The sequence below is a fragment of the Streptomyces sp. NBC_00080 genome (assembly GCF_045041255.1).
GTDB lineage: Bacteria > Actinomycetota > Actinomycetes > Streptomycetales > Streptomycetaceae > Streptomyces > Streptomyces coriariae.
Genome location: NZ_CP108235.1, coordinates 2,259,697 through 2,285,560, shown reverse-complemented (window position 1 = coordinate 2,285,560; position 25,864 = coordinate 2,259,697). Strand labels below are relative to the sequence as shown.

The 25,864-nt window shown below is 68.7% G+C and carries 20 protein-coding genes and 2 pseudogenes; 9 read left to right on the top strand and 13 right to left on the bottom strand.

Annotated features, from left to right (window positions below; genetic code table 11):
- Positions 1 to 14 precede the first annotated feature (14 nt).
- Together OHU34_RS09995 and OHU34_RS09990 are read left to right on the top strand one after the other, a co-directional pair.
- A complete protein-coding gene (locus tag OHU34_RS09995; RefSeq protein WP_405765905.1) occupies positions 15 to 1,262 on the top strand; it encodes an alginate lyase family protein in 1,248 nt (415 codons plus the stop codon).
- 92 nt (positions 1,263 to 1,354) lie between these two features.
- Positions 1,355 to 3,037 carry a carboxylesterase/lipase family protein gene (locus OHU34_RS09990; protein ID WP_405765902.1) on the top strand — a complete coding sequence of 561 codons (1,683 nt, stop codon included), beginning with the start codon at positions 1,355 to 1,357 and terminating at the stop codon, positions 3,035 to 3,037.
- Between the two features lie 309 nt (positions 3,038 to 3,346).
- Here the strand turns inward: OHU34_RS09990 and mmuM are convergent, their stop codons facing one another.
- Together mmuM and OHU34_RS09980 are read right to left on the bottom strand one after the other, a co-directional pair.
- Positions 3,347 to 4,288 (bottom strand): homocysteine S-methyltransferase, encoded by a 942-nt coding sequence (gene mmuM / locus OHU34_RS09985; protein ID WP_405765899.1) that lies wholly within the window; start codon positions 4,286 to 4,288, stop codon positions 3,347 to 3,349.
- A 134-nt stretch (positions 4,289 to 4,422) separates the two neighbouring features.
- Positions 4,423 to 6,627 (bottom strand): autotransporter, encoded by a 2,205-nt coding sequence (locus OHU34_RS09980; RefSeq protein WP_405765897.1) that lies wholly within the window; start codon positions 6,625 to 6,627, stop codon positions 4,423 to 4,425.
- A 398-nt stretch (positions 6,628 to 7,025) separates the two neighbouring features.
- On the opposite strand from OHU34_RS09980, the pseudogene OHU34_RS09975 reads away from it, so the two are divergent.
- Positions 7,026 to 7,136, top strand: a pseudogene (locus tag OHU34_RS09975) (alpha-N-arabinofuranosidase); the annotation flags it as partial.
- A 1-nt stretch (position 7,137) separates the two neighbouring features.
- Positions 7,138 to 8,550, top strand: a complete 1,413-nt coding sequence (locus OHU34_RS09970) for an RICIN domain-containing protein (protein WP_405765895.1) — start codon at positions 7,138 to 7,140, stop codon at positions 8,548 to 8,550.
- A gap of 6 nt (positions 8,551 to 8,556) precedes the next feature.
- On the opposite strand, the gene OHU34_RS09965 is transcribed toward OHU34_RS09970, so the two are convergent.
- Positions 8,557 to 10,239, bottom strand: coding sequence for a rhamnogalacturonan lyase B N-terminal domain-containing protein (locus OHU34_RS09965; protein ID WP_142266741.1), 1,683 nt, complete (start codon positions 10,237 to 10,239; stop codon positions 8,557 to 8,559).
- A gap of 191 nt (positions 10,240 to 10,430) precedes the next feature.
- Between OHU34_RS09965 and OHU34_RS09960 the strand changes: the two genes are divergently transcribed.
- The 4 genes from OHU34_RS09960 to OHU34_RS09945 all read left to right on the top strand — a co-directional run bounded on the left by OHU34_RS09960 (position 10,431) and on the right by OHU34_RS09945 (position 15,142).
- Positions 10,431 to 11,477 (top strand): rhamnogalacturonan acetylesterase, encoded by a 1,047-nt coding sequence (locus OHU34_RS09960; RefSeq protein WP_405765893.1) that lies wholly within the window; start codon positions 10,431 to 10,433, stop codon positions 11,475 to 11,477.
- 90 nt (positions 11,478 to 11,567) lie between these two features.
- Positions 11,568 to 13,319: a DUF2264 domain-containing protein gene (locus tag OHU34_RS09955; protein WP_405765891.1), complete on the top strand. Its 1,752-nt coding sequence runs from the start codon at positions 11,568 to 11,570 to the stop codon at positions 13,317 to 13,319.
- 379 nt (positions 13,320 to 13,698) lie between these two features.
- Complete coding sequence (locus OHU34_RS09950; RefSeq protein WP_160160015.1) at positions 13,699 to 14,070, top strand: VOC family protein; 372 nt, start codon at positions 13,699 to 13,701, stop codon at positions 14,068 to 14,070.
- Between the two features lie 253 nt (positions 14,071 to 14,323).
- Positions 14,324 to 15,142, top strand: a complete 819-nt coding sequence (locus OHU34_RS09945; protein ID WP_230194324.1) for an isocitrate lyase/phosphoenolpyruvate mutase family protein — start codon at positions 14,324 to 14,326, stop codon at positions 15,140 to 15,142.
- A gap of 5 nt (positions 15,143 to 15,147) precedes the next feature.
- On the opposite strand, the gene OHU34_RS09940 is transcribed toward OHU34_RS09945, so the two are convergent.
- Entirely contained in the window at positions 15,148 to 15,753 is a 606-nt protein-coding gene (locus tag OHU34_RS09940; RefSeq protein WP_142266747.1) for a TetR/AcrR family transcriptional regulator, read from the bottom strand.
- Between the two features lie 483 nt (positions 15,754 to 16,236).
- Here OHU34_RS09940 and OHU34_RS09935 point away from each other — a divergent pair.
- A pseudogene (locus tag OHU34_RS09935) lies at positions 16,237 to 16,942 on the top strand (CatB-related O-acetyltransferase).
- Positions 16,943 to 17,056: 114 nt separating this feature from the next.
- Here the strand turns inward: OHU34_RS09935 and OHU34_RS09930 are convergent.
- The 9 genes from OHU34_RS09930 to OHU34_RS09890 all read right to left on the bottom strand — a co-directional run bounded on the left by OHU34_RS09930 (position 17,057) and on the right by OHU34_RS09890 (position 25,795).
- Positions 17,057 to 18,385, bottom strand: coding sequence for a jacalin-like lectin (locus OHU34_RS09930; RefSeq protein ID WP_142266749.1), 1,329 nt, complete (start codon positions 18,383 to 18,385; stop codon positions 17,057 to 17,059).
- Between the two features lie 119 nt (positions 18,386 to 18,504).
- A complete protein-coding gene (locus OHU34_RS09925; protein ID WP_405765887.1) occupies positions 18,505 to 19,038 on the bottom strand; it encodes a hypothetical protein in 534 nt (177 codons plus the stop codon).
- A gap of 176 nt (positions 19,039 to 19,214) precedes the next feature.
- Positions 19,215 to 20,015: an ABC transporter permease gene (locus tag OHU34_RS09920; RefSeq protein ID WP_200839844.1), complete on the bottom strand. Its 801-nt coding sequence runs from the start codon at positions 20,013 to 20,015 to the stop codon at positions 19,215 to 19,217.
- Complete coding sequence (locus tag OHU34_RS09915; protein WP_405765885.1) at positions 20,015 to 20,818, bottom strand: ABC transporter permease; 804 nt, start codon at positions 20,816 to 20,818, stop codon at positions 20,015 to 20,017. Before OHU34_RS09915 ends, OHU34_RS09920 begins: the two co-directional genes overlap by 1 nt.
- On the bottom strand, positions 20,818 to 21,813 hold the full coding sequence (locus OHU34_RS09910; RefSeq protein WP_142266751.1) for an ATP-binding cassette domain-containing protein: 996 nt from the start codon (positions 21,811 to 21,813) through the stop codon (positions 20,818 to 20,820). The genes OHU34_RS09915 and OHU34_RS09910 overlap by 1 nt, the downstream gene beginning before the upstream one ends.
- Before the next feature lie 312 nt (positions 21,814 to 22,125).
- Positions 22,126 to 23,019, bottom strand: coding sequence for a carbohydrate ABC transporter permease (locus OHU34_RS09905; RefSeq protein ID WP_142266752.1), 894 nt, complete (start codon positions 23,017 to 23,019; stop codon positions 22,126 to 22,128).
- Entirely contained in the window at positions 23,016 to 23,981 is a 966-nt protein-coding gene (locus tag OHU34_RS09900) for a carbohydrate ABC transporter permease (protein WP_142266753.1), read from the bottom strand. The genes OHU34_RS09905 and OHU34_RS09900 overlap by 4 nt, the downstream gene beginning before the upstream one ends.
- Positions 23,982 to 24,001: 20 nt before the next feature.
- Positions 24,002 to 25,267, bottom strand: a complete 1,266-nt coding sequence (locus OHU34_RS09895; RefSeq protein ID WP_200839845.1) for an ABC transporter substrate-binding protein — start codon at positions 25,265 to 25,267, stop codon at positions 24,002 to 24,004.
- A gap of 261 nt (positions 25,268 to 25,528) precedes the next feature.
- Entirely contained in the window at positions 25,529 to 25,795 is a 267-nt protein-coding gene (locus tag OHU34_RS09890; RefSeq protein WP_405765881.1) for a hypothetical protein, read from the bottom strand.
- Positions 25,796 to 25,864 lie beyond the last annotated feature (69 nt).

Here is a 25,864-nt window from a genome sequence, read left to right as displayed (position 1 = left end):
GGGAGCCGCAACCCATGAGCCGCACATCCCCCCACCACCATGACAACCACCATGTGAGCCGCCGCGGACTACTGAAGTCCGCCGGCGGTCTCACCGCCGCGCTGGCCCTGGGCGCGAGTGTCACCGACGCCCCCACGGCGGACGCGGCGCCGGCCACCTTCACCCACCCCGGCATGCTGCACAACGCCGGGGACATCAATCGCGCGAAGGTCAGGGTCGCCGCAGGCACCGATCCCTGGCTCTCCGGCTGGAAGAGGCTGACCGCCAACTCCCACTCCCAGGCCGGCTGGTCGCCCAGGGCTACAGCGACGATCATCCGCGGCGGCACAGGCGAGAACTACAGCCTGCTCTACAACGACATAGCCGCCGCCTATCAGAACGCGCTGCGCTGGCGGGTCGGCGGCACCGAAGCCAACGCGCAGTGTGCAGCGCGCATCCTCAACGCCTGGGCCACGAAGCTCACTTCGGTCACCGGAAATGCCGACCGATTCCTCGCCGCCGGCCTCTACGGCTGGCAGTTCGCCAACGCGGCAGAACTGATGCGGGGGTACGACGGCTTCTACCTCGCCGCCTTCCAGGAGATGATGGCCAACGTTTTCTACCCGCTGAACAACAGTTTCCTGACCAACCACAACGATGCCTGCATCACGAACTACTGGGCCAACTGGGACCTCTGCAACACCGCCTCCATCCTGGCAATCGGCATCCTCAACGAGGACTCCGTCAAGTACGACCAAGCCGTCGCCTACGCCAAGTCCGGCGCCGGAAACGGTTCCGTCGCGCACGCCGTTCCGTACCTGTACACCGACGCGGAGGGCTACGACCTCGGCCAGTGGCAGGAGTCAGGACGCGATCAGGGGCACACCGTGATGGGCATGGGGCAGATGGGTGCGATCTGCGAGATGGCCTGGAACCAGGGCGACGACCTCTACTCCTACGACAGCAAGCGGTTCCTGAAAGCCGCCCAGTACGTCGCCAAATACAACCTCGGCAACGACGTGCCCTTCACCACCTACACCTGGGGCAGCGGGCAGAACTGTGCGCAGAACTCTCAGGCCGCCATCTCCGCCTCCTCGCGCGGGCAGGTCCGTCCGGTGTGGGCGCTGCTCCACTACCACTACAACCGACGTCTGTCCCTGGACGACAAGTACGTCTCCCAGATGTGCTTCTCCGTCGCCCCCGAGGGCGGCGGCGGGGACTACGGATCCACCAGCGGCGGCTACGACCAGCTCGGTTTCGGCACCCTGATGTACGCCAAATAGCCCTGCCGCAGGCTCGTGCACCGGAATACCGCGCGCCGTTGTGGTGCTCTGGTCATACCGGTGCGCGAGCGCGGCGAAGGGCTGGTGAGCAGATGGCAGCAGACCAGAGGGACCCACGGGCCGAGGCCCATGCGGACCCCGACCCCGATCCCGTCGTCACGACCCCCTACGGGGCCGTACGCGGGAGGTACGAGAGCGGTATCGCCGCTTTCCGCGGGATCCCGTACGCGGCACCCCCCTTCGACGCCCGCAGGTTCCGGCCGCCGGTGCCGCCCGAGCCCTGGGACGGGGTACGCGACGCGGGCGCCTTCGGCGCAACACCGCCGAAACCGCCGTACTCCGAGGCCTTCGCCCAGTACCTGTCCGACCCCGTCGTGGCGGGCGACGACTGCCTCAACCTCAACGTCTGGACACCCGAGCCCGACCCCGCAGCCCGGCTTCCCGTCCTCGTCTGGCTGCACGGTGGCGCCCTGACCAGGGGATCCTCGGCCGTGCCGGTGTACGACGGACGGAACTTCGCCCGCGATGGAATCGTTTTCGTCTCCATCAACTACCGACTGGGGGTGGAAGGCTACGGACTGTTCCCGGACGCCCCCGCAAACCCCGGCCTGCGTGATCAGCTTGCCGCGCTGGAATGGGTGCATCGTTCGATCAGGGCCTTCGGCGGTGACCCCGACAGGGTCACCCTGGCGGGACAGTCCGCAGGAGCCATCAGCACCGGAGCCCTGATCGCGGCCCCGCAGGCACAGGGCCTGTTCCGGCGGGCCATCCTCCAGAGTGGATCACCGGAGGCCTTCGAACGTGACAAGGTCCGGCGCATGGTCCGCCGTATAGCGACCCGGCTGAAGATCCCCGCCACCGCCGAGGCCTTCGGCGCCGTCGACCGGGAACTGCTGTTGCGTACCCAGGCGGAGGTCGGCAGGCTCAGCAGCCCCGTCCTGGGCGGGCCCGCCTTCGGCATCGTCGTCGACGGTGACCTCGTGCCGCGCGACCCCCTGCAGGCACTCGTGGACGGGGACGCGGCCCCCGGCGTCGACCTGCTCCTGGGCTGGACTCGCGACGAGTACCGGCTGTGGCTGGTCCCGGGCGGTCTGATGGAGCGCGTCGACCGGCTGGGTCCCGTCGCCCTCGCCGGTGCCATGGCCCGCTGTCACTGCGGCCACGAGGTGCCGCGCGGTTACCGCGTCCTGCACCCCGAGGCCGGCACCGCCGAGATCGTCGGCCAGATGGTCACCGACAACCTGCTGCGCGGCCCCCTGCAACGGCTGGCCGAGGCCCGTCCCGGGGCGTCGTATGTGTACGAGTTCGCCTGGCCCTCGCTGAAGCCCGGCCTCGGCGCCTGCCATGCCCTCGAGCTCGGATTCGTCTTCGACACCGGCGAGACGGCCGAGTCCGCGAAACTCGCCGGGGGCGGCGCGCCGCAGGAACTCGCCGACGCGATGCACGGGGCGTGGACACGGTTCGTGGCTACGGGTGACCCCGGCTGGGAGGCCTGGGGTCCGCCGCATCCCGTGCGGATCTTCGGCGAGGCGGACAGCGGGCGGTGCGGGGAGGACGGCATTACGCAGAAGGTCGACGGTATGTCGTATACCGCATACGGTCCGCGCGATCGCGAGCTGGCTCTGTGGACCGTGGAGGCAGTGGCCGCTGAGCCCGGACAACCCGTGGACGAGAGAGCGGCGCCGGACCCGCTGCTGGGCAGGACCCTGCGCGGCCCGGAGCTCAAGTCCGTGGTGCGCCGACTGCGTCGGGCCGGGGGAACCAGGGGACGCTGACCGCCGGGCTACGTAGGTCCTCGAAAGCCTGGGCGTTTCCCCTGCCGCCTCGGAACCGGAGCCACCCTGCCAGTGCCAGTGCCAGTGCCAGTGCCAGTGCCAGTGCCAGTGCCAGTGCCAGTGCCACACGCCGCCGAGCACCCGCGACACGGTCGACGCGAGCACCCCCGCTCGGGCCGCCATCATCCCGGATCGGGCTGCGTGCCGCGTCCGCGGTCTTCCCGTCGTCACGTGCGCGCCCGGAAGAAATCCGGCAGCAACCGCTTTGCCCGAGCGGAGGCCAGCAGCGGTGGGCGGGAGGTCAGGCGTCTATGCGGAGGTCAGTGCCCGGGCGATGGATGCGACCGCCTCCGGACCGACCCGGCAGCAGCCGCCGATCAGACGCGCCCCCGACTCCCGCCAACCCAGGACCTGTTCGGCGGTGAACGTGGATGTGCCGTTCCAGGCGCGGGCTTCCGCGTCCCACACCTCGCCGCTGTTGGGGTAGACCACGACCGGCTTGCCCGTCACCCGAGCCGCGGTCGTCACGGCGGCTTCGACGTCTTCCGGGGCGCAGCAGTTCACCCCGACCGCGATCACCTCGTCCGTGTCGGCGGCCAGGGCGAACGCCTCGTCCAGCGGCTGCCCCGCACGGGTACGGTCGCCGGCGATCGAGTACGACAGCCAGGCCGGCACGCCGAGCCCGCGTACCGCACGCAACAGCGCCTCGGCCTCATCGGCGTCGGGAACCGTTTCCAGCGCCAGCACGTCGGGCGCCGCGGCGGCCAGGACCTCCAGCCGGGGACGGTGGAAACGTTCCAGTTCCGCGATGCTCAGCCCGTAGCGGCCGCGGTATTCAGAGCCGTCCGCGAGCATCGCTCCGTACGGCCCCACCGAAGCAGCCACCCACAACGGATGGGTGAGGCCCTTGTTCCGGGCCTGCCGGGCGGCCTCCTGGGCCAGTTCCACGCTCAGTGCCAGCAGCCGGGCAGCCTCGTCGTGGTCGATGCCGTGCTCGGCGAAGCCCTCGAACGTGGCCTGGTAGCTGGAGGTGATCGCCACGTTCGCGCCCGCCTCGAAATAGGCGAGGTGCGCCTCAGTGATCGCCTCGGGCTGCTCGGCGAGCAGCCGTGCCGACCAGAGTTCGTCACTCAGGTCGTGCCCGGCGGACTCCAGCTGGTTGGACATACCGCCGTCAAGGACGACGGCTCCGGCGGCGAGAGCCGTGGGGAGGGAGGTCTCGGCGGGGGGAGCAGGGATGTCGCTGGTCATGTCACGACGCTAGTCGAACGGACGGCAGACGGTCGGGTCCGCCCGGTGAATGAACAGAGTGACCACGATATGGGATGCGCGAAGGCGGCCAGGTCCTCGCTCACTTCCTCCGGGCCCGGGTGACACGCGCCGGCTCATCGCCCGTGCGCCGAGTGCCGTCCACCACGGCGGCGCCCGCCGACCCGCGTGCGCTTGGTCGCGGGGACCAGCAACCCGCCGAGCAACCCGGCTGCCAGCACGTACGGCCACCAGCCGAACGCGCCGCTCTCGGCCGCGCTCGCACTGCGCGTCTCGGCTGCCACGGACCCCGACGAGGCCTGTCCGTGCGAGCTCGCCGAAGGGCTCACGGCTGTTGCTGTGAGGACGACGTCGTTGCCGTCCCCGCCCTTGTAACTGATCCGGTAAACGGTGTCTGCGAGCTTCACCTCGGCTCCCTCGCGCAGCTGGTCGAAGGTGCCGGTCGTGGGGGTGTTCCCGGTGTGGTTCAGCACGGTGATCTCCCGGGCGGAGGTGTTGCCGGCTGTGGGGGAATCTTTGCCGGAAGCGCTACCCGTTCCGGTCGCGGTCGAGGGTTTGCCGTAACCGCTGTCGGCCCCCGGTGTCGCGGTCGCCGTTCCTGCCGCGGACAGGTCGAGCCCACCGCTCAGGGTGACCTTGCCGCCCACCTTCAGGGGTTTGTCCGCCAGGACCAGTTGTCCTTTGTCGTTCTGCGTATAGGCGCCGGTCACGGTCAGCCCGCCCTTGACCACACCCTCGTTCGTCACGGCGCCGTTCACGGTGCCTTTGCCGCTGAGCGCGCTCGTCACCCGCAGTGCCGAGCCGCCGGTGTCCAGCCGCGCTCCCGTCGACGTCAGCCGGACGGCCCTGCTGTTGGCGAGGGTCGCCCCGCCCCTGAGCGCCAGGGTTCCCCGTTCGACCGTCGTAGTTCCGGTGTACGTCACCGCGGCGCCCGTGAGGGTCGTCGAAGCCGCTCCGGACTGGACGAGCGAGCCGCTGCCGCCGAGCCGTGAAAGGGAGATCGCGGTCTTCGCGTTGCGCACGATGAGAGAGCCGTCGTTCACGATCCGGCGCCGGTCGGTACCGGTGAGCAGAGAACCGTCTCCCTGCGCCGACCCCAGGCGCAGGACCGCCCCTTCTCGCACGGTCGTCGAACCGTCGTAGTACTGCGCGGCCGCGAAGGTCACGTCGTTGCCCTTGGTCCCGGCGATGACGACGTCACCGGCGCCGGGCACGGCCAGGGTGTCGTGGTATTCGCCGCCGCCGATCGGCGCACCCAAGGTGACCGGCCCGTCGTAGTCGAAGGTCAGCAGGGACCGCCGTCCGCCGGCCTCGTGCAGGTTGATGTAAACGGTGTCCTTTGTTCCCGGCATGAAGATCTTGTGCGTGGTGCCGTCGCCCCACTGCACGTCGGCGCCCTCGATGTTGGTGCCGCGTTTGTTCAACTGGTGTGCGATGGAACGCCAGTTGATGTCCGGGTCGCTGAGCGAGGGATGGGCGTCGCCGCCCTGGTCGCTGTAGCTGTACTGCCCGGTGAGGACGACCTTGCTGCCGGGTCGCGAGTGGACGTTGACGTCGCTGCCGTACTCCCGCTGATAGAAGTCCTGCCGCAGCGTGATCGTCTGGCGGAGCGGGGTGTCGATGATCCAGGAGCCCTGGTTGAGGATCGCGCGGGCGTTGGGCAGCGACACCGGGTACTCGGGGCGGCCGACCGCCATCCCGGTGCCGTTGTCGATGACCCCGGAGAACGGGTGGGTGCCCGCCAGGTCGAGGGTGCCCCACATGCTGCGGGGCTGGGTGACGAGGCCGGAGCCGCTGATCGTACCGATGTTGAACGTGCGGGTCAGCGAGAGCCGGAGCGTGCCGTCGACGCGGACGTTGAGCTGATTGAGCCGGTAGCCGGGAGTGTCGTAGGGGAAGTGCCCGATCAGCCCAGTGCCGCCGCCGGTGCCGTACTGGAGGGTCGCCCCACGCTCCACCGTGATCGCGGGCGGGTCGGGGTTGCCGACCGTGGTGTAGGGATGGTTTCCGCCCTGTGTGCGTACCACCTGTCGCTGGCGCGCCTTGGGCAACGTGAAGTCGCTGTCCTTGCTCAGGACCAGCGTTCCGCCGCCGCGCACGGTAAGTGTTCCCCGGCCGCGGAAAACGCCGTCGTAGGTTGTCGTCCCGGAGGGCACGGTGACCACGGTGTCGCCGGCGAGCGTCACGTCCCGGTTCGCGAGAACGTCGGCGGTGACGTCCCGGGCGTCGGCTGCCACGGCCGGGGGAGCGGTGGCCAAGAGGGCGGCGACGGTCGCGAGGGCACCGACTACCGCTGCTGAGGTGTGGAGAGGGCTGCGCACGTATCGGAGACGTGTCGGCGCGACACGGATAACAGAAACTTGCTCTACCGGGTGCCGGTGGAGGCTCGTCCCACCCGGAAATCCACCTTCCCGCCGGAAACTTCCGGAAAGGGCTTTCCGTCAAGTCCCGTCCGACCCGTTGACCTGCCCGTAACGCGCCCTTACCTTTTCGGCGTTCGTCATTCCACATGCCGTTCGGAGTTCCGAACGCCCCTCTCTCGAGAGGTAGCCACGTGCGCCCCGATCCGCTCGTCTCCCGCCGCGCCGCCCCAGGCGCACCCCGACTCCTCCCGCGAGGAACGGAGTACGGCGACTCCCCCTCTCCTTCATGGGTAATCCATGAACCTGATGTGACATCAATTCAGTTGGTCAACGCGGTACTTCACCGCGACCGCGCTCCGTCGAACGACCCCGGCCGACACACCCGGATCCACGCATTCGGCCCGCACCCGGACGGCACCCCCGACTTCGGCGTCCCCGTCGCCGACACCGTGAAGGAGAGTGCGTGAGATGAGACGTGCGTACACGACCCTGCTCGCCCTCTGTCTCGTACTGATGGGCGCTCTCGCGACCGCGGGACCCGCCCAGGCGGCGTCCGTGACGATCGCCAACGGCACGCAGTTCACCGACAGTTCCGGCAGTCCCGTACATGCCCACGGCGGCGGCGTTCTCAAAGTCGGCTCCTACTACTACTGGTTCGGCGAGAACCGCAACGCCGACAACACCTTCCGGTACGTGGACGCCTACCGCTCCACGGACCTGAAGAACTGGGAGTTCCGCAACCACGTCCTGACCCAGTCGAGCGACTCCGAGTTGGCCAGCGCCAACATCGAACGCCCGAAGGTCATGTACAACGCATCCACCGGCAAGTTCGTGATGTGGATGCACAAGGAGAACGGAACCGATTACAGCGAGGCCCGAGCGGCCGTCGCCGTCTCGGACACCGTCGACGGAAACTACACCTGGCAGGGCAGCTTCCATCCGCTCGACCAGCACATGTCCCGTGACATCACGGTCTTCGTGGACAGCGACGGCGCCGGATACATGATCTCGGCCGCACGCGAGAACTACGACCTCCAGATCTATCGGCTCACCGCCGACTACACCGGTATCGCAAGCCTGGTCGCCGACCCCTGGCACGGCGGCCATCGCGAGGCGCCGGCGCTGTTCAAGCGGGGCGGCGTCTACTTCATGCTCACCTCCGGCGCGACCGGCTGGAGCCCCAACCAGCAGCAGTACGCCACGGCGACCTCACTCGCCGGTCCCTGGTCGGCCATGACGAACGTCGGCGACTCGACGGCTTACGGCTCGCAGACCGCATACGTGCTGCCCGTCCAGGGCACTTCGGGGACCTCGTACCTCTACCTGGGCGACCGCTGGGGCAACTCCTTCGGCGGGACCGTCAACGACTCCCGTTACGTCTGGCTGCCGCTGACCTTCCCCACGACCACCTCGCTGTCGATGTCCTGGTCACCCGAGGTCACCGTCGACACGGCGGCCGGCACGGTTACCGGAACGAGCGCCACGTACAACACGCTCATCGCCCGGCACAGCGGCAGGTGCGCGGATGTCACGAGTCAGTCCCTCTGGGCGGGTGCCCAGATCAAGCAGTACGACTGCAACGGCGGCAACAACCAGAAGTACTGGTTCAAGTCCGTTGGAAGCGGTTACTACCAGTTGGTCGTCAGAAACAGTTCTCTGTGCGTTCAGGAGAACGCGAGCTCCGTCAGCCAGGAGAACTGCGACACGGCAGCCACCGGTCAGCAGTGGTCGCTGACGACTTCCGGCAGCTACGTCAACGTCAAGTCCCGTGCGAGCGGTGAGTGCCTGGACGTGAACGGCGCGTCCACCGCCAACTCCGCCGCCCTCATCACCTACACGTGCAACGGAGGAACCAACCAGCAGTGGACGCGCGGAACCTGATCTGCGTCAGGCGAGAAGGTCGATCGCGTCGATCGACGTGCCCGCGCTGAGGTAGGAGGTCGTCCCCGAACCGCTCACCACGTTGATCTTCAGCACGTTGTACTGGCTGGTGTCCGTGAGCCATGCGCTCGCCGGAACGCTGTAGGTGAACGTGTGGTTGTTGCCCCGGTAGGACCCGTTGGTCAGGGACCGGGTGCTCGGCTGGGTGGGTGGGGAGGGGATGGCCGAGGTCCAGGTGTCGTTCACGACGACCTGCGGCCGGCCGTTGGCGTAGGCCGTCGTCACGCCGATGCGCAGGGTGTGCGCGGCGGCGGCCTGGGCCGCGGTGAGCTTGAAGTACACGAGCAGACCGCTGTTGACGTCCTTCCAGATGTAGCAGGGGAACGCCGAGGTCTCGCTGCCGCTGCCGATCACCACATTGCCGGTCCAGGCGGCGGCCCGGACGTCCGAAGGGTGCGCGTACGTCATCAGGTCGGCGTTCTTGAAGCCGCTCGGCGTGCCGGTCCAGTCGTTGATCCGCCAGATCGCGCTCGCGTTGCCCGGGTCGTTCGTGGACGGGATCGCGATCGAGTTGAGGGTGGTCGTCCCGCCCGCGGATACGGTCACCTGCGTACTGTATACAGCCAGTTCGCTCTTGTGGACGGTCAGCGTGTACGTCCCTGGGAGGACCCCGGTGATCGAGAAGTAGCCGTCGGACGATCGTGCCGAACCCCAGTACTGCGCGGCCGAGTTGGCCAGTCCGACCGTGTACGGGTGCGCCGTGTTGCGTCCCGTGATGCCGACTCCCGCGACCCTGCCCCGGCCGCTCGCCGCGACGTAGCCGGAGATGCCGAGCGAATCCGCCCACGAGGTGGTCAGGGTGCCCGGAAACAGTGACGAGGAGGGGGCGCCGCCGTCGGTGAAGGCGATGACGTAGGGGCCCTGGAGGCCGAAGCGCTGTTCCTCGGTCTGGTTCTGGCCGTAGTACAGGATCTCGTACAGGCCGCCGCCGTCGGCGCTCTGGTGGCGCAGGAGGGAGCGGTAGAAGGGGCCGCCCGAGGCCTTCTCGTGGTTGCTGCGCACGATCCAGAGACCGACGCTGCCGGTCGTCCAGCCGATGTAGTTGTAGTCGATGACGCGCAGCTTGGAGTAGTGCTTGGAGCGGGTCTGGCCGTCGGACTTCGCGAAGACGTCGGAGGCCTCGATGGTGCTGGTCGTGAACGTGTAGGAGTCGGGCTCGTCGTTGAGGAACAGGCCCGCCTTGACGCGCACGATGTAACGGGTTGCCGAAACGGATGTGTCCGCTTTGTTGGTCCACAGGTAGACGTTGTTCTCGCCGCTTCGGGCCGCGTAGTAGTGCTTCAGCGTGCCGTGCGTGACCGAGATCAGGATCGTCGAGCCGGACTGCCTGATCGTCACGGTGGAGCTTCCGAGGCCCGACTCGATGTGCGAGTTCATGCCGCCGTAGCCCTGGTACTCGGTTCCCCTGTAGGTCAGCGAGGTCAGGTCGCCGGTGGATTTGCTGACCTTGAAGACCAGGTTGGCGCCGGTGTCGACGACGTAGTTCGAGCCGTCGTCGGTGTAGCCGAAGGCTGCTGCGGCGGCCGGTGCGGCGAGCGGCCCGGCCAGGGCGGCCGAGCCTGCTGTGGCCGCGGTGCCGATGACGAAGGTGCGGCGTCGGATCGGCCGGTGGTTCTCGGATCCGGACATGGGGGTGCCTCCTTCGGGAGGTGTGGGGGTGCGGGTGCCTGAGAGAGTGACAGTTGAATCGATTTCGCGAAAGGGCTTTCGCTCGCTGGAGGTTGGCAATCTCGTGAAATCGGTCCCGGGTCTAGAAAGCGCTTGCCAGAGGCGATACGGTCCAGCCGCCAGCCCCTGTTGCCGTGACGGAGGAGCCGCAAGTGAGACGTTTCAACATTGCCGTGCTGGCGGCGCTGACCCTGACCGCCGGTCTGACCGCGGTACCCGCCGCTCAGGCGCACGGCGGTCGCGCACCCCTCGGCATCGACAACTGCACCGCAACCGCGTGCCACTTCGAAGTCCCGCCCGGAACCTACGACGTCGAAGTCGTCCTCGGTGGTGACGCCGAGTCGAGTACCGGCATCAGCGGAGAGACCCGGCGCGCCCTGCTCCCCGAGACCGTCGCTCCCGCCGGCGAACGGGTGGTCCGCAGCTTCACGGTGGACGTCCGAACCCCTGAGGGTGAGCCGACGGGTGCGGCCGGAACCGCCGGTCTGGACCTGGCGGTAGGGGGCTCGGCGCCGGCCCTGGCCGACATCAGGGTCACCCCGGCCCGGCACGCGCGGCAGGTCTTCCTCGTCGGTGACTCCACTGTCTGCGACCAGCCGGGGGACCCGTACACCGGGTGGGGCCAGCAGTTGCCGCAGTATCTGCGCAGGGGAGTCTCGGTCGCCAACTATGCGGATTCCGGGGAGAGTACGGTCACCTATCTGGGGAACCCGCTGCTCTGGGCCACGGTTCAGCCGTTGATCCGTCCCGGCGACCTCGTCCTGGTCCAACTCGCCCACAACGACAAGACGACGGACGAGGCGACCTACCGAGCGAATCTCGAGACACTGGTGGCGGGAGTGAGGGAGAAGGGTGGTCGGCCGGTCCTGGTGACTCCCATCGTGCGCCGGTGGTTCAATGCCGACGGCACGCTGAACAACGGAACCGCCCTGCTCGTCAACGGACTTGGCGTCGACCACCCGGCGGTGATCCGCTCGGTCGCCGCCGCCCGGGAGGTCCCGCTGATCGATCTCACCGCCAAGACCAAGGCGCTGGTGGAGTCCCTGGGCGTCGAGGGCTCCAAGGCGCTCTACCTCTACAACGAGAAACGCGACAACACGCACACCTCCGTGCACGGAGCAACGGTTTACGCGGGCCTCGTCCGCGACGAACTCTTCGCCCAGCATCTGGTGCCGAGGGGCACCGTGCGGGTGGGATGAACGCCTGGGGGCGCCCCGACCGGAACCGGGACGCCCCCAGGTCCTGGCATCACCAGGCTCCGCACCGGCCGCGAAGGAAAGAAACAGCAGATGCACCTGCCCCCGCCCGACCTCGCCCGCAGCCCCCGCACCGGCTACACCCGCGCCCACTGGGAGGCCGCCGCCGACGCGCTGCTCGCCGCAGTGGAGCCGTACGCCACCGAGGATCGCGCTCTCTACCACTTTCCCGGCGACCGGGAGAGCTGGTCGGGCCACCTGTCCGACGGCCTGGAAGGGTACGCCCGCACGTTGCTGCTGGCGGCCTTCCGCCGTGACGAGACGGCGCTGGAGCATTACGCAACCGGTCTCGCGGCCGGTGTCAGCGGCGTCTGGCCCCGGATCGAGGACCGCGGTCAGCCCCTCGTCGAGGCCGCGTCGATCGCCCTCGCGCTGCGACTGACCCGCCCGCTGCTCTGGGACCGCCTCGACGACGGTGTCCGACAGCGCGCCGCGGCCTGGCTCGCAGACGCGCTGACCGCCGAGGCCTGGCCCTGCAACTGGGAGTTGTTCCCGGTAACGGTAGGCGGCTTCCTGGAGTCCGTCGGTCATGAGCCGGAGGCCTCCCGCAAGGCGATCGACCGCGGGCTGGAACGCATCGAGCAGTGGTATGTCGCCGACGGCTGGTACAGCGACGGCGCCGGCCGTGCCTTCGACTACTACAACGGCTGGGCGATGCACCTCTACCCGGTCCTGCACGCCTGGCTGGCCGACGACGCCGAGCTGCTCACCCTGTACGGCGGCCGGCTCAGGGCCCATCTCGACGACTACGCACGCCTGTTCGGTGGTGACGGTGCCCCCCTGCACCAGGGCCGTTCCCTCACCTACCGTTTCGCCACCACCGCCCCCCTGTGGCTGGGCGCCCTGACCGGTCACACCCCGCTCCCCTCCGGCGAGACCCGGCGCCTGGCCTCGGGTGCGCTGAAGTACTTCCTGGAGCGCGGCGCGGTCGACGAACGCGGTCTGCTGACCCTCGGCTGGCACGGCCCCGACGAGTCGGTTCTCCAGGGCTACTCGGGACCGGCCTCTCCCTACTGGGCGAGCAAGGGCTTCCTCGGGTTGTTGCTTCCACCGGAACACGAGGTGTGGACGGCGACGGAGGAGCCGGGACCGGTGGAACGGGAGAATGCGGTTGTCCCTATCGCTGCTCCCAACTGGCTTCTGCAGTCGACGAGTTCGGACGGCCTGGTCCGCCTGCACAACCACGGCAGCGAGGACGTCCGCTACGACCCCTACTACACACGGTTCGCGTACTCCACGGTCACACGGCCGCTGGACGCGCCACCGGACAACATCGTCATGGTCGGCGGCGACCCGCGTCGCGAGGGCATCGTCCCGCTCGGCGTGGGAGAGGGCTGGGCGGCCTCCCGGTACGTGCTGAGCTCCGGGGCCGAAGTGACCAGTCTGGTGGTGGCCGAGGGCGCGGTGGAGGTGCGGGCCCACCTGGTGGCCGGCGCGGAGCCGGGAGCGGAAGTGCACGTCACGGGTTGGGCACCGGTGGAAGGCGGGGACGAGCGGGCCGAGCTGGTGCCCGTGCACGGGCTGGCGGGCACGTCCCCCCTGTCGGGTGTGCTGGGCGAAGGCCCTGCGACGCTCTTCGTCGCGCTGGCCCGCCTCACGGCCGAGCCGCACCCCCTGCCTCTGCGGGAACTGGTGTCCGTGGAGGTGCAGAGGGTGGAGACCGACAGCGTTCACGGCGTGTACGACCTCTGCGTCCGCCGGCCGGCAGGTTCGGAACGCCATTTCCGCTTCACGGCTTCAGACGCGCAATCCGCAACGTCGTCGTGGTCGGTGAAGCCCCGGTGAGCGGCTTTGCGTAGGACGGGGCCACGGGGGCGTACGCCCAGGTCAGCGTACCGTCCTTGAAGACCGCGAGGTCGCCCGCGATGCGGGTGCCCACCACCTTGTCCGTGCTCTGGAACTTGCGGGCCGCGCGCATACGGCGGTGGCGCGTCGTGCGTCGTGCAGTTGTCATGGCCGGTGGTCGCCGCTGGGCAGGAAAGGGTTGCCGTGCCGGGTGGGCACGGACGGAACCGGTGTGGCGGATGTCGCGGATGTGGCCAGGGTGAGACCGGAAGTGAGCCGGTCCGGTGGACGTGGCTCGGTCGGCGCGCCTCGATGGGTGTGGGCCGGCGGAGGCGGAATCTCCGTTGCCCGCGGGAACGCAGTACAGAAGAATCCGCGTATGACTTCTGCACTCCGTCACGTGACGATCGACAGCTCCGATGCCTACGCCCTGGGCAGCTTCTGGTCCGAGGTGTTCGGCCAGCCGCTCCACGAGGACGACAAGCCGGGCGACGAGGAGGCGTTGATCGAGGGAGTGGGCATGCTCTTCGTCACCGTCCCGGAGGCCAAGAGCCGGAAGAACCGCATTCATTTCGACCTCCAGCCGCAGGACCGCACCCGTGAGGAAGAGGTCGAGCGTCTGCTCGCGCTCGGCGCCACACTGGTCGACGACCGCCGTCGGCCAGACGGCACCGGATGGGCGGTCCTCGCGGACCCGGAGGGCAACGAGTTCTGCGTGGAGCGCAGCGCGGCAGAGCGGGCCGCAGGCTGAGGCAGCGGCCACAGGGCACGAACAGGGACGGCCGGCAGCCGACAGCACACGAGGGATCGGGCTCCCGACCGAACCTGTACGAGCTCGGATGAGCGTTGCCTGATGTGACATCAGCTGCCGGCAGGGGCCGGCGAAGAGGAAAACCCGTCGGAAACAGTTCCTTGGGAAAGTTCGCAGGAAGCAGTCCGACGCAAGCCGATCAGCGGGAACAGTTCGGCGGCGGCCGAATGGACGCGCCCCTAGCGTGGACCGCATGCGTGCACTCAGGGCGACCTCGAACCCCTTCGCCGACCTTCACCACGCCGGGACCCCGCTGCTCCTGCCCAACGCCTGGGACCATGCCACCGCGATGGCCATGGCGCGAAAGGGATTCCGGGCGATCGGCACGACGAGCCTCGCGGTGGCGGCTGCCGTGGGGCTGCCGGACGGCGCGTCGGCTACTCGCGACGAGACCCTGCGGCTTGCGCTGATTCTGGGTTCACAACCGTTTCTCCTCTCGGTCGACGCGGAAAGCGGTTTCAGCGAAGATCCCGACGAGGTGGGCGAGTTCGCCCGTCAGCTGGAGGCGGTGGGCGCGGTCGGCATCAATCTGGAGGATGCCCTGGGACCCGTCGACCGGCACGCGGCGAAGATCGCCGCGGTCAAGGCTGCCGCGCCCGGCCTCTTCGTCAACGCCCGTACGGACACGTACTGGCTCGGCGAACGGGGCGAACGCGGGGAACGCGGAGAGTGCGGCGACGCCGAAACGCTGTCCCGCCTCGACGTCTATCAACAGGCGGGCGCGGACGGGGTCTTCGTACCGGGGCTGACCCAGGCGGGCGAGATCGCCGCGCTCGTCGCACGACTGGACGTCCCCCTCAACATCCTCTACTCGCCGACCGGCCCCACGGTCCCCCAACTCGGCGATCTGGGGGTGAGCCGTATCAGCCTCGGCTCGTTCCTGTACCGGCGGGCGATGGGTGCGGCGCTCGACGCCCTCGACGAGATCCGGGAGGGGCACAGGCCAGTTGGCCGTACGCCGACCTACGAGGACATACAGAAAACCGGCGCCGACGTAGCACGCCATGCCTGAGGGTGTCAGCTACCGGCGTCGCCGGTGTCGGTCTCTCGCGGCCAGTGGACCAGGGCCATGTGCAGGGCGTCGATCGCCTTGTCCCACGACCGCTGCACGTCCCGGGGTGCGCCGAAGCCACCGGCTGCCTCCAGCGTGCAGTACCCGTGAAAGGTGCTGCGCAGCAGGCGGACGGCGTCGGTGAGGTCAGGTTCGTCGAGGTCGTAGGCGCGGAGCATCCCGTAGGTGATCTCCGCGGTCCGGCGCGGAGCGGGCGACTCGGCGACCAGTTCCCGGTCGATCTCCTGGTCGATCCGGATCTGGGTGGCGGCGTACCGGCCCGGGTGCCGGAGGGCGTACTCCCGATACGCCCCCGCGAAGGCGACCAGCGCCTCCTTGCCTGCCAGTCCCACGACGGCCACGGCGATCCGGTCGATCATCTCGCCGCCGACCAGCAGCGCGAGCCTGGTCCGTAGTTCCCGGAGGTTTCTGACGTGCGAGTACAAGCTCGCGTCCTTGACTCCGAACCGTCGGGCCAGCGCCGAAATGCTGACGTTGTCGAAACCGACCTCGTCGGCCAGTTCCGCGGCGGCTTCGACGAGGCGGTCGGTGGTGAGGCCGACTCGTGGCATGGGGACCGCCTTGTGTGCGCTCGGACCTGGAAGTATCAGGCAGGATCCTAAGGGTCTCGCAGGTGGGACAACGGACGGCGGGTGGAGACGGCGGGTGGGGACCGGGTCCAGGCCCTGGAACCGCTCCGTAACCGCTTTCCCGTCCCGGCCCAGCTCCTGTTGCCGGGTCCGGGGCCAAGCGGGCCCGGACCCGGCAACAGGAGCTGCACCGGCGGACCGATACCGCCGGTCCCGCTCAGCACCTGCTCTGCCCACCCGAGAAACCACGGGCACGGAACGGCATCCGCTGGGAACATGATCGGCATACAGACCGGGACCCGGACCCCGGCGCCCAGCCCCACAACCCTGCCCCAGCCCCTCAGCCCCAGCTCCTCAGCCCCAGCTCCTCAGCCCCAGAACCCAGCCCCAGAACCCAGCCCCGGAACCCAGACTCGGCGCCCAGCCCCGAGTCGCCGGGCCTCGAACCCCGCGAGGACGCGTCGCATGCCTGTGCCCGCCGACCCCACCGCCCTGCACCCCATGCCCGAGCAGCCGCGTGTCGTGCTGCTCAGGGCGCTGGTGAAGTCCCCGCTGATCGAAGTCGGGGAATACACGTACTACGACGATCCCGACGACGCCACCGCGTTCGAGACGCGCAACGTGCTCTATCACTACGGTCCGGAGAAGCTGGTCATCGGCAGGTTCTGCGCGCTGGGAACCGGAGTGCGGTTCCTCATGAACGGCGCCAACCACCGCATGGACGGCCCCTCCACCTTCCCCTTCCCCACCATGGGTGGTTCCTGGGCCGAGCACTTCGACCTGCTCACCGGTCTGCCGAACCGCGGGGACACCGTGGTTCGGCAACGACGTGTGGTTCGGTTACGGCACGACGGTGATGCCCGGCGTCCGGATCGGACACGGCGCGATCATCGGCGCCGGGTCCGTGGTCACCGCCGACGTGCCCGACTACGGGATCGTCGGCGGCAACCCGGCCCGTCTCGTCCGCAGCCGCTACAGCGAAGCGGACGTCGCCCGGCTGCTGGCGGTCGCCTGGTGGGACTGGCCCGCCGAGCACATCACCGAACAGGTACGGACGATCATGTCCGGCAGCGTCGACGACCTGGTGGCCGCCGCGCCGAGCACCGCAGCCCCGCACGACCCTGCCCCGGAAACCGTTTCCCCGGAGGCATCCCCACGAGGGCCCGCCTAGCCCGCCGGGCGCCCGGGCTCACGTTCTGGCGCAGGGCCCCGGCGGGGACGTCCGGGCGAACGCCACCGCGGATACGGACGCGGATGCCGATACGGAAGCGGTTACGGACACGGATCAGTTGATCGGCGCGTACAGCACGCCCAGCTTGTCCACCTCGTCGCCCCCGCGGCCCGTGAACCCGACGATCTGCCAGCCGGACGGCGCAGTGAAGGTAGTGGCGGCGGTCGTCGCCGTACCGGAGGACAGTGTGCGGCTCCTGTCGGTCGTGAAGGCCGCCGAGAAGATCCGGGTACGGCCGTCCTTCTGGCCCTGCGTCAGCTTGACCGAGGTGAGGTGTTCGCCCGTCGCCAGCGTCAGCGATGTCGCCGTGCCGCCCGTGCCGCCGTGGGTGAGGGTCGTACCGCCGTCGTGGGTCAGGGCCACCGCGTCGAGGCGGGCTCCGCCCCGCAGGGTCAGCGTGCGCGGGGCCGGGGTGGCCGGCAGGTCGTCAGCGTCGTTGAACGCGGTACCGTGCGGGCCGCCGAGGAAGTCGCTGGCGCGCAACGTCGAGTTGAGGGTGTAGGAGAAGTCGACCGTGTGCGGGAAGTGGTCCGACAGGTTGCCGCCGGCGGAGTCCAGGAACGACGCCCACTCGTTGTTGTAACGGGTTGCGTCCAGGCTCAGGAGCTTGCTGCCCCGGTAGAAGACCTTGTCCACGACCTCGCAGTCGTTGGTCGGCGCGGTCGTCGGGCAGAGCAACGCGTCCGCACCCTGGGTGGGCCGGGTGCCGCCCTTCACCCGCTGTACCCACGCGTCCGTCAGGCCGTTCTCGTCGGCGAGGGTGCGGATGTTGTCGCCGGCGCGGGTGTAGCGCGTGTTGGTGTCGCCCATCACGAGCACCGCGTTGCCGGACGAGTTCGCCTGGATGAAGTCCGACAGCTGCTCTATGTTGGCGCGGCGGGCGGCCAGCGCGTCGTCCGAGTCGTCGGCGTTGGTGTGCACGTTGTAGAGGTCGACGAAGACCCCCTCGGCCAACCGGACCCGGGCCAGCGTGAAGCCCTTGGGCGTAAGGCAGTTGGTCCCCGTGCAGTTGTTCCAGCGCACCCGTTCGAAGTCTTCGAAGGCGTAGTCCGAGAGCGTGTTGAGGCCGTCGCCTATGGCCGCGCCGCCACTGGTCGCCGTGCGGTACGGGTGGTTGTCGCCCGCGTAGAGCGCCGCGTGGTAGTTGAAGTCCTCTTGGACGTTGACGATGTCGTACGCGGCCAACCGCGGTGAGATCAAGGGGGTGTTGGTTGCCGGATGGCCGGAGCTGAGGCCCTCGGGCAGGCCCGCGACGTTGTACGTCAGGACGTTGAAGGTGCCGGACGTGGCGGCGGTGGCCGCCTGGGCGGGGGCTGCGGCGGTCGCGGTGAGGCCGGTCAGGGCCAGGACGCCGGCCGCCAGGGTGCCGATGAGTCGTCTCATGTGAGGGTGTCTCCGGTGGGGGAAGAGCAGCGAAGGAGCTGAACAAAGCTCAGATTGAGGCCGTCCGGAGTGACGCACAAGGGCTGTTGAGGAAACAGTGAGTGCGGAGGAGAAAACGCTTACCCCTTCTGGTTCTGCTTGTTCTGCATGTTCTCTTTGCGCTCCTTGCGGCGCTCCCTCCGCGACCCGTACGACTCCTCCAGCTTCCCGACCGGCGCCTGTACGTGTCCCGACTCCCGCTCGTCGCCTCCGCCCGCACATCTCCACACCGCCTGCCCGTCTTCCTGATCAGGGTGCATCCCGAGCCGGTGCTCGGCGCAGACGGGCCACACCTGCCACAGGCACTCCAGCACCGTGTCCTGCGCGGCCTCGGCGACGGCCGCGAGCGCGGTGCCGGGCCCGGCACCCGAGTCCGGAGTCAGGTCGTTGCCGTGCCAGCGGCCGTCGGGCAGGGCGACGTACACGTGCTCGGACGCATGCTCGTCGGCGGCCGACTCCTCCGGCCAGGCGGGCAGCGCCACCAGGCGCAGGGGGCCGCGGTCCGGCAGAAGGGCGCTCAGGTCGTGGTTGACGAGGGCCAGGGCCTCGTCCCACACCGGGTACTCGCCGGGCGCGACCGTGCGGGGGTGGGGTGTGTCGAAGGAGTCGTGCATGAACCCATCGTGTAGCAGGCACCTTCTCGACGGAACTTCAATATGCGGGCGTTGCTCCTCAGGTGCGGGCAACGGGTTGCGGATCCGGTTGCGGATCTCCGACTCGGTGATCGACACCTCCGGGCCGAGGTCGTTCCGGCCGGGCGGGGCCCAGCCCGCACCCGGCGCTGAGCCGGTCACCCGTTCACCCCCGTGTAGTGCCCCAGACTCCACCGCCACAGCAGCCGCGAGCCGAGGTACGCCAGCAGGCCCAGTAGTGGGGAGGCCGCCGCCAGCCAATGGGGGACCGCGGTGCCGTGGCCGGTGAGCACGGCGGCCGGGAAGTACGCGACGAAAGCGAGAGGCAGGCCGTACGTCAGGAGGCCGCCCACCGCCTTGGGCAGCACGTTGAGCGGGTAGCTGCCGAACGTGCCGAGGAGTTCCTCCAGCCAGCGGCCCCAGTAGTCGGCGGTCGGGAAACGCAGGGCGGCGGAGGCCACCGCCGTGAACAGGGCGGCCTCCAGCAGCATGCCGCCGAGCACGGCCGCCACCAGGTAGGAGATCCGGCCCGCCGTCCAGTCGAGGTGACTGCGGCCGAGTGCGGCCACCATCAGCCCCACGGCGACGGTCAGATCACCGATGGCGTTGGTGGGAAACACGCGCAGCTGGACCTGGAGATGCACCGGCAGGGGCCGCACCAGGCAGACGTCGATCTGGCCTTCCTGGATGTAGTAACCGATCCCGTGCATGCGGCCCAGGCAGAGGACGAACAGACCGTGGGCGAGCATCCGGGTCGCCGGGATGAGCAGCACGTCCGAACTGTCCCAGCCGCCCATCCCGCTGAAGCGGGTCAGCAGCACGGTCGCGAACACGATGACGGAGACCTGCCAGACGGCGCCGATCGCGACCATCATCAGGAACTCGGAACGGTATTCCAGCTGGGCGCGGAAGTTGAGACGGGTGATGCGCCATGCGAGACGTACGGCTTTCAAGGGCATCAGCCTCCTTGGGAGATGACCCGCCGGGCGGCGAGCCGCCACACCAGCCGGGTGAACAGGGCCAGCACCGTCACCCAGGCGGCCTGCACCAGCAGCGCGGGGACGGCGTCCGACAGCGGGACGCGACCGACGTAGAGCGACAGCGGAACGCTCAGGGTGGCCTGGAACGGCAGGAAACCGCTCAGCGTGACGAACCAGTCGGGGAAGAACCACAGTGGCGCGTACACCCCGGACAGCAGGTTCTGCGCGAAGATCAGGATGAGCATCGCCGCGTTGTTGCGCAGGGTGAAGAAGCACAGCTGGTCGATGGCCAGCATGACGTAGTACAGGATCCACTGGCCGAGCAGGAGGCTGAGTGCGAACACGGCCGCCACGGCGGCCGACCCGGGCGGCTCCACCACTCCGGCAGCGAGGCAGACCGCATAGCCGGTCAACGCCCAGGCCGGACCGTACAGTTGTTCCCCCATTGCCCGCAGGGCGTAGTAGCGCTGGGGTGACAACGGGCGCAGGTACCAGTAGACGATGGTGCCGAAGTGCATGTGCTGGATCACGGTGTCCCGGGCCGCGTACTGGTCCAACTCCCTCAGCCGGGAGGCCAGTACGGCCAGCACGGCGTAGGTGACCGCCTGGTCGCGGGTCAGTCCCGCGGTGGTTCCCGTACGGGCGTACAGCCCGTGCCACAGCGAGGCCACCAGTACCCCCTGGACGGCCAGTCGCAGCAGGGCGGCCGTCATCCGCGGTGGGGTGTGCAACTCGCCGAGCGGGGTCACCCGGGCGGTGCGCCAGGCGTTCAGGACCGCCATCACGCGTCCCCGGCCTGTACGTACGCGGCCCGCATGACGTCCTCCAACTCGGCCTCGTCGAGGGCGATGTCGATGACCTCGTACCGTTCGATGACCGACTTGAGCGCCTGGTGCACCGTCGGTGCGCCGGGTCCGTCCGGTCCGAACACCACGCGGGAGCCGTCGTGTCGCAGCACCGCGATTCCGGGCAGGGTCACGACCTCGGCGTGCGGATCGGCGAGGGTGGCCCGCACTTGCCAGGTCGAGCCGAACGTGCGTCGGATCTCGTCGAGGGTGCCGTCCAGAACCAGCCGTCCGTGGTTGATCAGCACCACGCGTTCGGCGAGCCGCTCGACCTCCGTCATGTCGTGCGTGGTCAACAGGACCGTCCGGCCGCGCTGTTCGACCTGATGACGGAGGAACTCGCGGACCTGTTCCTTCACCACCACGTCCATCCCGATCGTCGGCTCGTCGAGGAAGACGACGGGTGGGTCGTGCAGCAGTGCCGCCGCGAGGTCGCAGCGCACGCGTTGGCCGAGGGAGAGGTGGCGCACACGGGTGTCCCAGAAGGAGGACAGGTCGAGCAGGGTGTCGAACTCCCGCAGACGGAGCGCGTGTTCGGCCTTCGGTACCTCGTAGATGTCCCGCAGGATCGCGAACGACTCGCGCACCGGCAGGTCCCACCACAGCTGTGTGCGCTGCCCGAACACGGCACCGATGTTGCGGGCGTTGCGCTCCCGTTCCCGGTACGGCACCACGCCGGCGACGCGTGCCCCGCCGGAGGTCGGAGTGAGGATGCCGGTGAGCATCTTGATGGTGGTGGACTTGCCGGCGCCGTTCGGGCCGAGCAGAGCGAGGAGTTCGCCGGCGGCCACGTCGAAGGTGATGTCGCAGACCGCGTGTTTGGCGACCCGCTCCGGGTTGACCAGGGAGCGCAGCCCGCCGGCCAGACCGGGTCGGCGGACGGTGGTGTGGAAGGTGCGGGAGAGATCGCGTACTTCGATGCTGCCGATCACTTGTTCAACCTCCAGTGAAGCGCGGCCGGCCGGCTGGGGGAGCCGGCCGGCCGCGGGAGACGTCATCACCGTGTCGGAATGTCGATCAAATGGTCAATCGATCAATCGATCTCCGGGAACACGCGGGAAACCCGACGGGTTCGGCGTTCAGGAAGTACTGCTGGAGCGGGCCGGGGCCGCACGACCGGGAGCCGATGCCGTACCGGCCGTGGTCGAGATCGACCCAGACCGTGTCGGAAGGGCCCCGCTGCCCGGCGAGACGCTTTCGACGTGGTCGACGGCCGAGGCGCGCGAGGACATCGGTCTCCTGGGTCAGCCCTTGATGCCGGTCTGCGCGATCCCCTGGACCAGCCAGCGCTGGAGGAAGAGGAACACGAACACCAGGGGCAGGATGGAGAAGGCGGTGGCCATGAAGATCAGATGGAAGACGACGGTCTGGTTGGTCATGTAGTTGGAGAGAGCGACCTGGACGGTCCACGAACCCGGGTCCTGTCCGATGACCAGCGGCCACAGGAAGGAGTTCCAGCCGTTGATGAAGGTGATGGTCGCCATCGCCGCGAAGAAGTTCAGCGAGTTGGGCACCACGATGCGCCAGTACGCACCCCAGTAGCCCAGTCCGTCCACCCGCGCCGCCTCCTCCAGCTCCTTGGGGAACCCCAGGAAGTACTGTCGGAACAGGAAACAGGTGAAACCGCTGAACAGGCCCGGGATGATGAGCCCCCGGTAGGTGTCCACCCAGCCGAGCGACGACACCAGGACGAAGCTGGGTACGAAGGTGACCGCCGTCGGGACCATCAGGGTGCCCAGAACGGCGTAGAAGACCTTGTTGGCGTGCCGGTAGGGGATGCGGGCGAGACCGTAGCCCGCGAGGGAGCAGACCAGCAGCACACCGACGGTGTGCAGGGTGGCCACGACCGCGGAGTTCCACAGGGACTGGCCGAACGGCACCGTGTCGTCGGTGAACAGTTCGCCGATGTTGCCCCACTGGATGTCCGTGGGGAAGAACTTCCAGTTCTCTCCGGTGATGTCGGCGTCGGTGGAGAGGGCGTTGCGGATCAGCAGGTAGAACGGGATCAGGAAGAAGAAGCCGGCGATCCCGGTGGCGACGTAGAGGCCGGTGGAGCTCATCACTCCGCCGCGACCGCCGCGGCGGGGCTGGTCCGACGACGGCGCGGATTCCCGGACTTCGGTTGTCGTGGTGGTCACTTGGACTCCTCCCCCCTGCCGAAGCCCAGGAACTTGCCCTGGAGCAGGGTCACGGCGCAGATCAGCACGGTCAGAATGACCGCGCCCGCGCTGCCGGAACCGTAGTCCTGGCTCTCGCCCAGGGCCTTGTAGTACAGCTCGACGAGGGGCGGACGACCCCACGTGGTCTTCGACAACAGGTTGTAGAACTCGTCGAAGGCCTGGTAAGCGGCGATGAGCAGCAGCAGGATCACCGCGGTGGACGTGGCACGCAGCTGGGGCAGGGTGATGTACCGGAAGGTCTGCCAGCCCGGCTTCGCGCCGTCGATGGCGGCCGCTTCGTACAGCTCGCCCGGGATGTTCTGGAGCGCGGCCAGGAAAAGGATCATGTAGAAACCGGACTGGAGCCACAGCCGTGCGGTGACGATGACGAACCAGTACCAGGGCGGGCTGGGGTCGGCCAGCCAGGCGATGTTATCGATCCCGAACCAGCCGAGGACCGTGTTCATCATGCCGAAGCGGACGCCGCTGAAGATGGACATCTTCCAGATCAGCGAGGCGGCCACGTAACTGCACGCGGTCGGCAGGAAGAAGACCGAACGGAAGAACGCCCGCATGAAGCGCAGCCGGTTCACGAGCAGGGCCAGGCCCAGCGACAGCGCCCAGGTGGTGGGCACGATGAACGCGGCGAAGACGGTGAAGGTGCCGAGCGAGCCGACGAAGTCGTCGTTCGTCAGCATGTACGTGTAGTTCTCGAAGCCGACGAACTTGTCGGGCGTGACCGTGAAGCGGGCCTCGAAGAAGCTGAGCCAGAGGCTCCACAGGATCGGCGCGTAGACGAAGATCGCCAGGCCGATGAGGAACGGCCCTGTGAAGAGCCAGAAGTTGAAGGTGGGGCTGCCCCGCAGGGCCCGCCGCGGCTTGGCCGGTGAGGCCTTGGCCGCGGCGGGGCGCGCGAGGTCGCGCGTCTTGGTCGTCGACATGTCGTGTTCCGTCCCGCGGCCTATCCGAACAGCTTCTTGAGTTCGCGGTTGACGGCCGTGTCGGCCTTGTCGAGCGCGGCCTCCGGGTCCATGTCCTTACGGACGCTGTTGGCGAAGACGTCCTCGAGCGAGGTACGCATGGCCTGCGTCCAGCCGATGTTGTCGAAGTGCCCGAACTCGTTGAAGAGCCGGACGCCTTCGGCGGCGTTGCCCGACTTGAGCTTGGTGGCGGTCTGCGCGAGCGAGGTGCGCGGCGGAATGTGGAAGCCGAAGTCGGTGGCCCATTCCTCCTGGTACTTCTTCTGGTCGATCCACAGCCACTTGACGTACTCCTTGGCCGCTTCGACGTTCTCGCCCTTGGCGTTGACGAACATCGACCAGCCGCCGTTGTAGACCGACTGCTTGCCCGAGTCGATGGTCTTCGGGAAGGGGAAGACACCCCAGTCGTCACCGAGCGCGGCCTGGATCCCCGGCATCGCCCACATTCCGCAGAACTGGATGGCGCACAGGCCCTGGTTGAGCGAGGAGGGGTCCCAGGACTCGGTCGGCGCGCCGAGGAGGAGGTCGCCGCTGGTGAACAGCTTGCGCATCTTCTTCAGCCCCTCGATGACGCCGGGGGTGTGGTAGGCGATCTCGTTCTTGTCGGTGAGGTGGTCGGCGCCGGCCGACCAGATCATCGTGTCGATGACGTTGTGCAGGTCGTTGCCCATGTACAGGCCCTTGACCTTGCCGGTGGTGAGCTTGGCGGCGGCCTCCGCCAGCTCGTCGAGTGTGGTCGGCACCTCGACCTTGGCCTTCTCCAGCATCGACTTGCGGTAGAAGAAGAACTGCGGGTCGTCGATCATCCGGACGCCGTAGATCTTGCCGTCCACCGTGTGCGACTTGATGTCGGCCGGGTTGAAGTCGTCCTTGACCGGCGTGACGATGTCGGTCAGGTCCGCCACCTGACCGCTCTTGATCAGCTGGATCTGCGGGTGGAACTCGAAGAGGTCGGGCGCGTTCTTGGTGAGCAGGGTCGCGAAGAGCTTGCTCTCGAAGTCGGCACTGGTGATCCACTGCGTGGTCACGTCGGCCTTGTCGTAGGCCTTCGCGTACTTCCTGATCGCCTGCTCGGTGCCCTGCTCGCCGTACGCGTGGAAGTACTGCGTGAGGCCGACCCCCGAACCGGAGCCGCCACCGCGGCCGTTGTTGCCGCCGCAGGCGGCGAGCGTGCCGGCGGCGGCCATGCCCGCGGCCGCTCGGAAGAGGGACCTGCGGGACCAGTTGCTGTTGCTCAGTGCCGACATGGCGACGTCCTTGTCTCGAAGTGCGGCTACGGCTCTGTGGCTCGGCGCAGGTGGCTCAATTCCTGTCGCGGAGCGGGACGTTAACCTTCGGCTAAGCCTTCGGCAAGGGGTTGGACGAAGTCTGTTCGAAGCGTTGTGATCGGTTCGGAATGGCGAACGAGAGGGGTCGCGGCAAAGGGTGTGACCTGGCTGCCGCCGGGGTAACGCGGGCGCAGGGCGAGGAGGTTGAGGGCCGCCGGTGTCAGGGCCGGCGGCCCTCGGTCAGTGGGGTGCTTCCGGCGGCTGTCGCCCGGTCAGGGCCTTGCCGGCCTCGCGGGAGCGGGCGTGCGGGATCACTTTCGAGCCGTCGACGACCGTCCTGTCGCCGACGGCGGGGCACTCGCCGTTCGTCCGGCCGGCGCGCTGTCCGGCGGCGCTCGGCAGCCGGCGCGGGAGGCCGTCACCGGCGGGCGTGACGGTCGCTTCGGACACCGATCGGCGGCCGGTGTCCGTGCGGTGGCGTCCCTGGGTGCCTTCTTCGTGTCGCACGACAGGACTGCTGCTCGCTGCCGCCCGCGCGGGGCTGCAGGCGCCGCAGGCCGCGTCGGCGGGCAGCGG

Coding starts and splice junctions, on each gene's coding strand:
- OHU34_RS09995 (WP_405765905.1), top strand. CDS start 15: ATGAGCCGCACATCCCCCCACCACCATGACAACCACCATGTGAGCCGC.
- OHU34_RS09990 (WP_405765902.1), top strand. CDS start 1,355: ATGGCAGCAGACCAGAGGGACCCACGGGCCGAGGCCCATGCGGACCCC.
- mmuM (WP_405765899.1), bottom strand. CDS start 4,288: ATGACCAGCGACATCCCTGCTCCCCCCGCCGAGACCTCCCTCCCCACG.
- OHU34_RS09970 (WP_405765895.1), top strand. CDS start 7,138: ATGAGACGTGCGTACACGACCCTGCTCGCCCTCTGTCTCGTACTGATG.
- OHU34_RS09965 (WP_142266741.1), bottom strand. CDS start 10,239: ATGTCCGGATCCGAGAACCACCGGCCGATCCGACGCCGCACCTTCGTC.
- OHU34_RS09955 (WP_405765891.1), top strand. CDS start 11,568: ATGCACCTGCCCCCGCCCGACCTCGCCCGCAGCCCCCGCACCGGCTAC.
- OHU34_RS09950 (WP_160160015.1), top strand. CDS start 13,699: ATGACTTCTGCACTCCGTCACGTGACGATCGACAGCTCCGATGCCTAC.
- OHU34_RS09945 (WP_230194324.1), top strand. CDS start 14,324: ATGCGTGCACTCAGGGCGACCTCGAACCCCTTCGCCGACCTTCACCAC.
- OHU34_RS09940 (WP_142266747.1), bottom strand. CDS start 15,753: ATGCCACGAGTCGGCCTCACCACCGACCGCCTCGTCGAAGCCGCCGCG.
- OHU34_RS09930 (WP_142266749.1), bottom strand. CDS start 18,385: ATGAGACGACTCATCGGCACCCTGGCGGCCGGCGTCCTGGCCCTGACC.
- OHU34_RS09925 (WP_405765887.1), bottom strand. CDS start 19,038: ATGCACGACTCCTTCGACACACCCCACCCCCGCACGGTCGCGCCCGGC.
- OHU34_RS09920 (WP_200839844.1), bottom strand. CDS start 20,015: ATGCCCTTGAAAGCCGTACGTCTCGCATGGCGCATCACCCGTCTCAAC.
- OHU34_RS09915 (WP_405765885.1), bottom strand. CDS start 20,818: ATGGCGGTCCTGAACGCCTGGCGCACCGCCCGGGTGACCCCGCTCGGC.
- OHU34_RS09900 (WP_142266753.1), bottom strand. CDS start 23,981: ATGTCGACGACCAAGACGCGCGACCTCGCGCGCCCCGCCGCGGCCAAG.
- OHU34_RS09895 (WP_200839845.1), bottom strand. CDS start 25,267: ATGTCGGCACTGAGCAACAGCAACTGGTCCCGCAGGTCCCTCTTCCGA.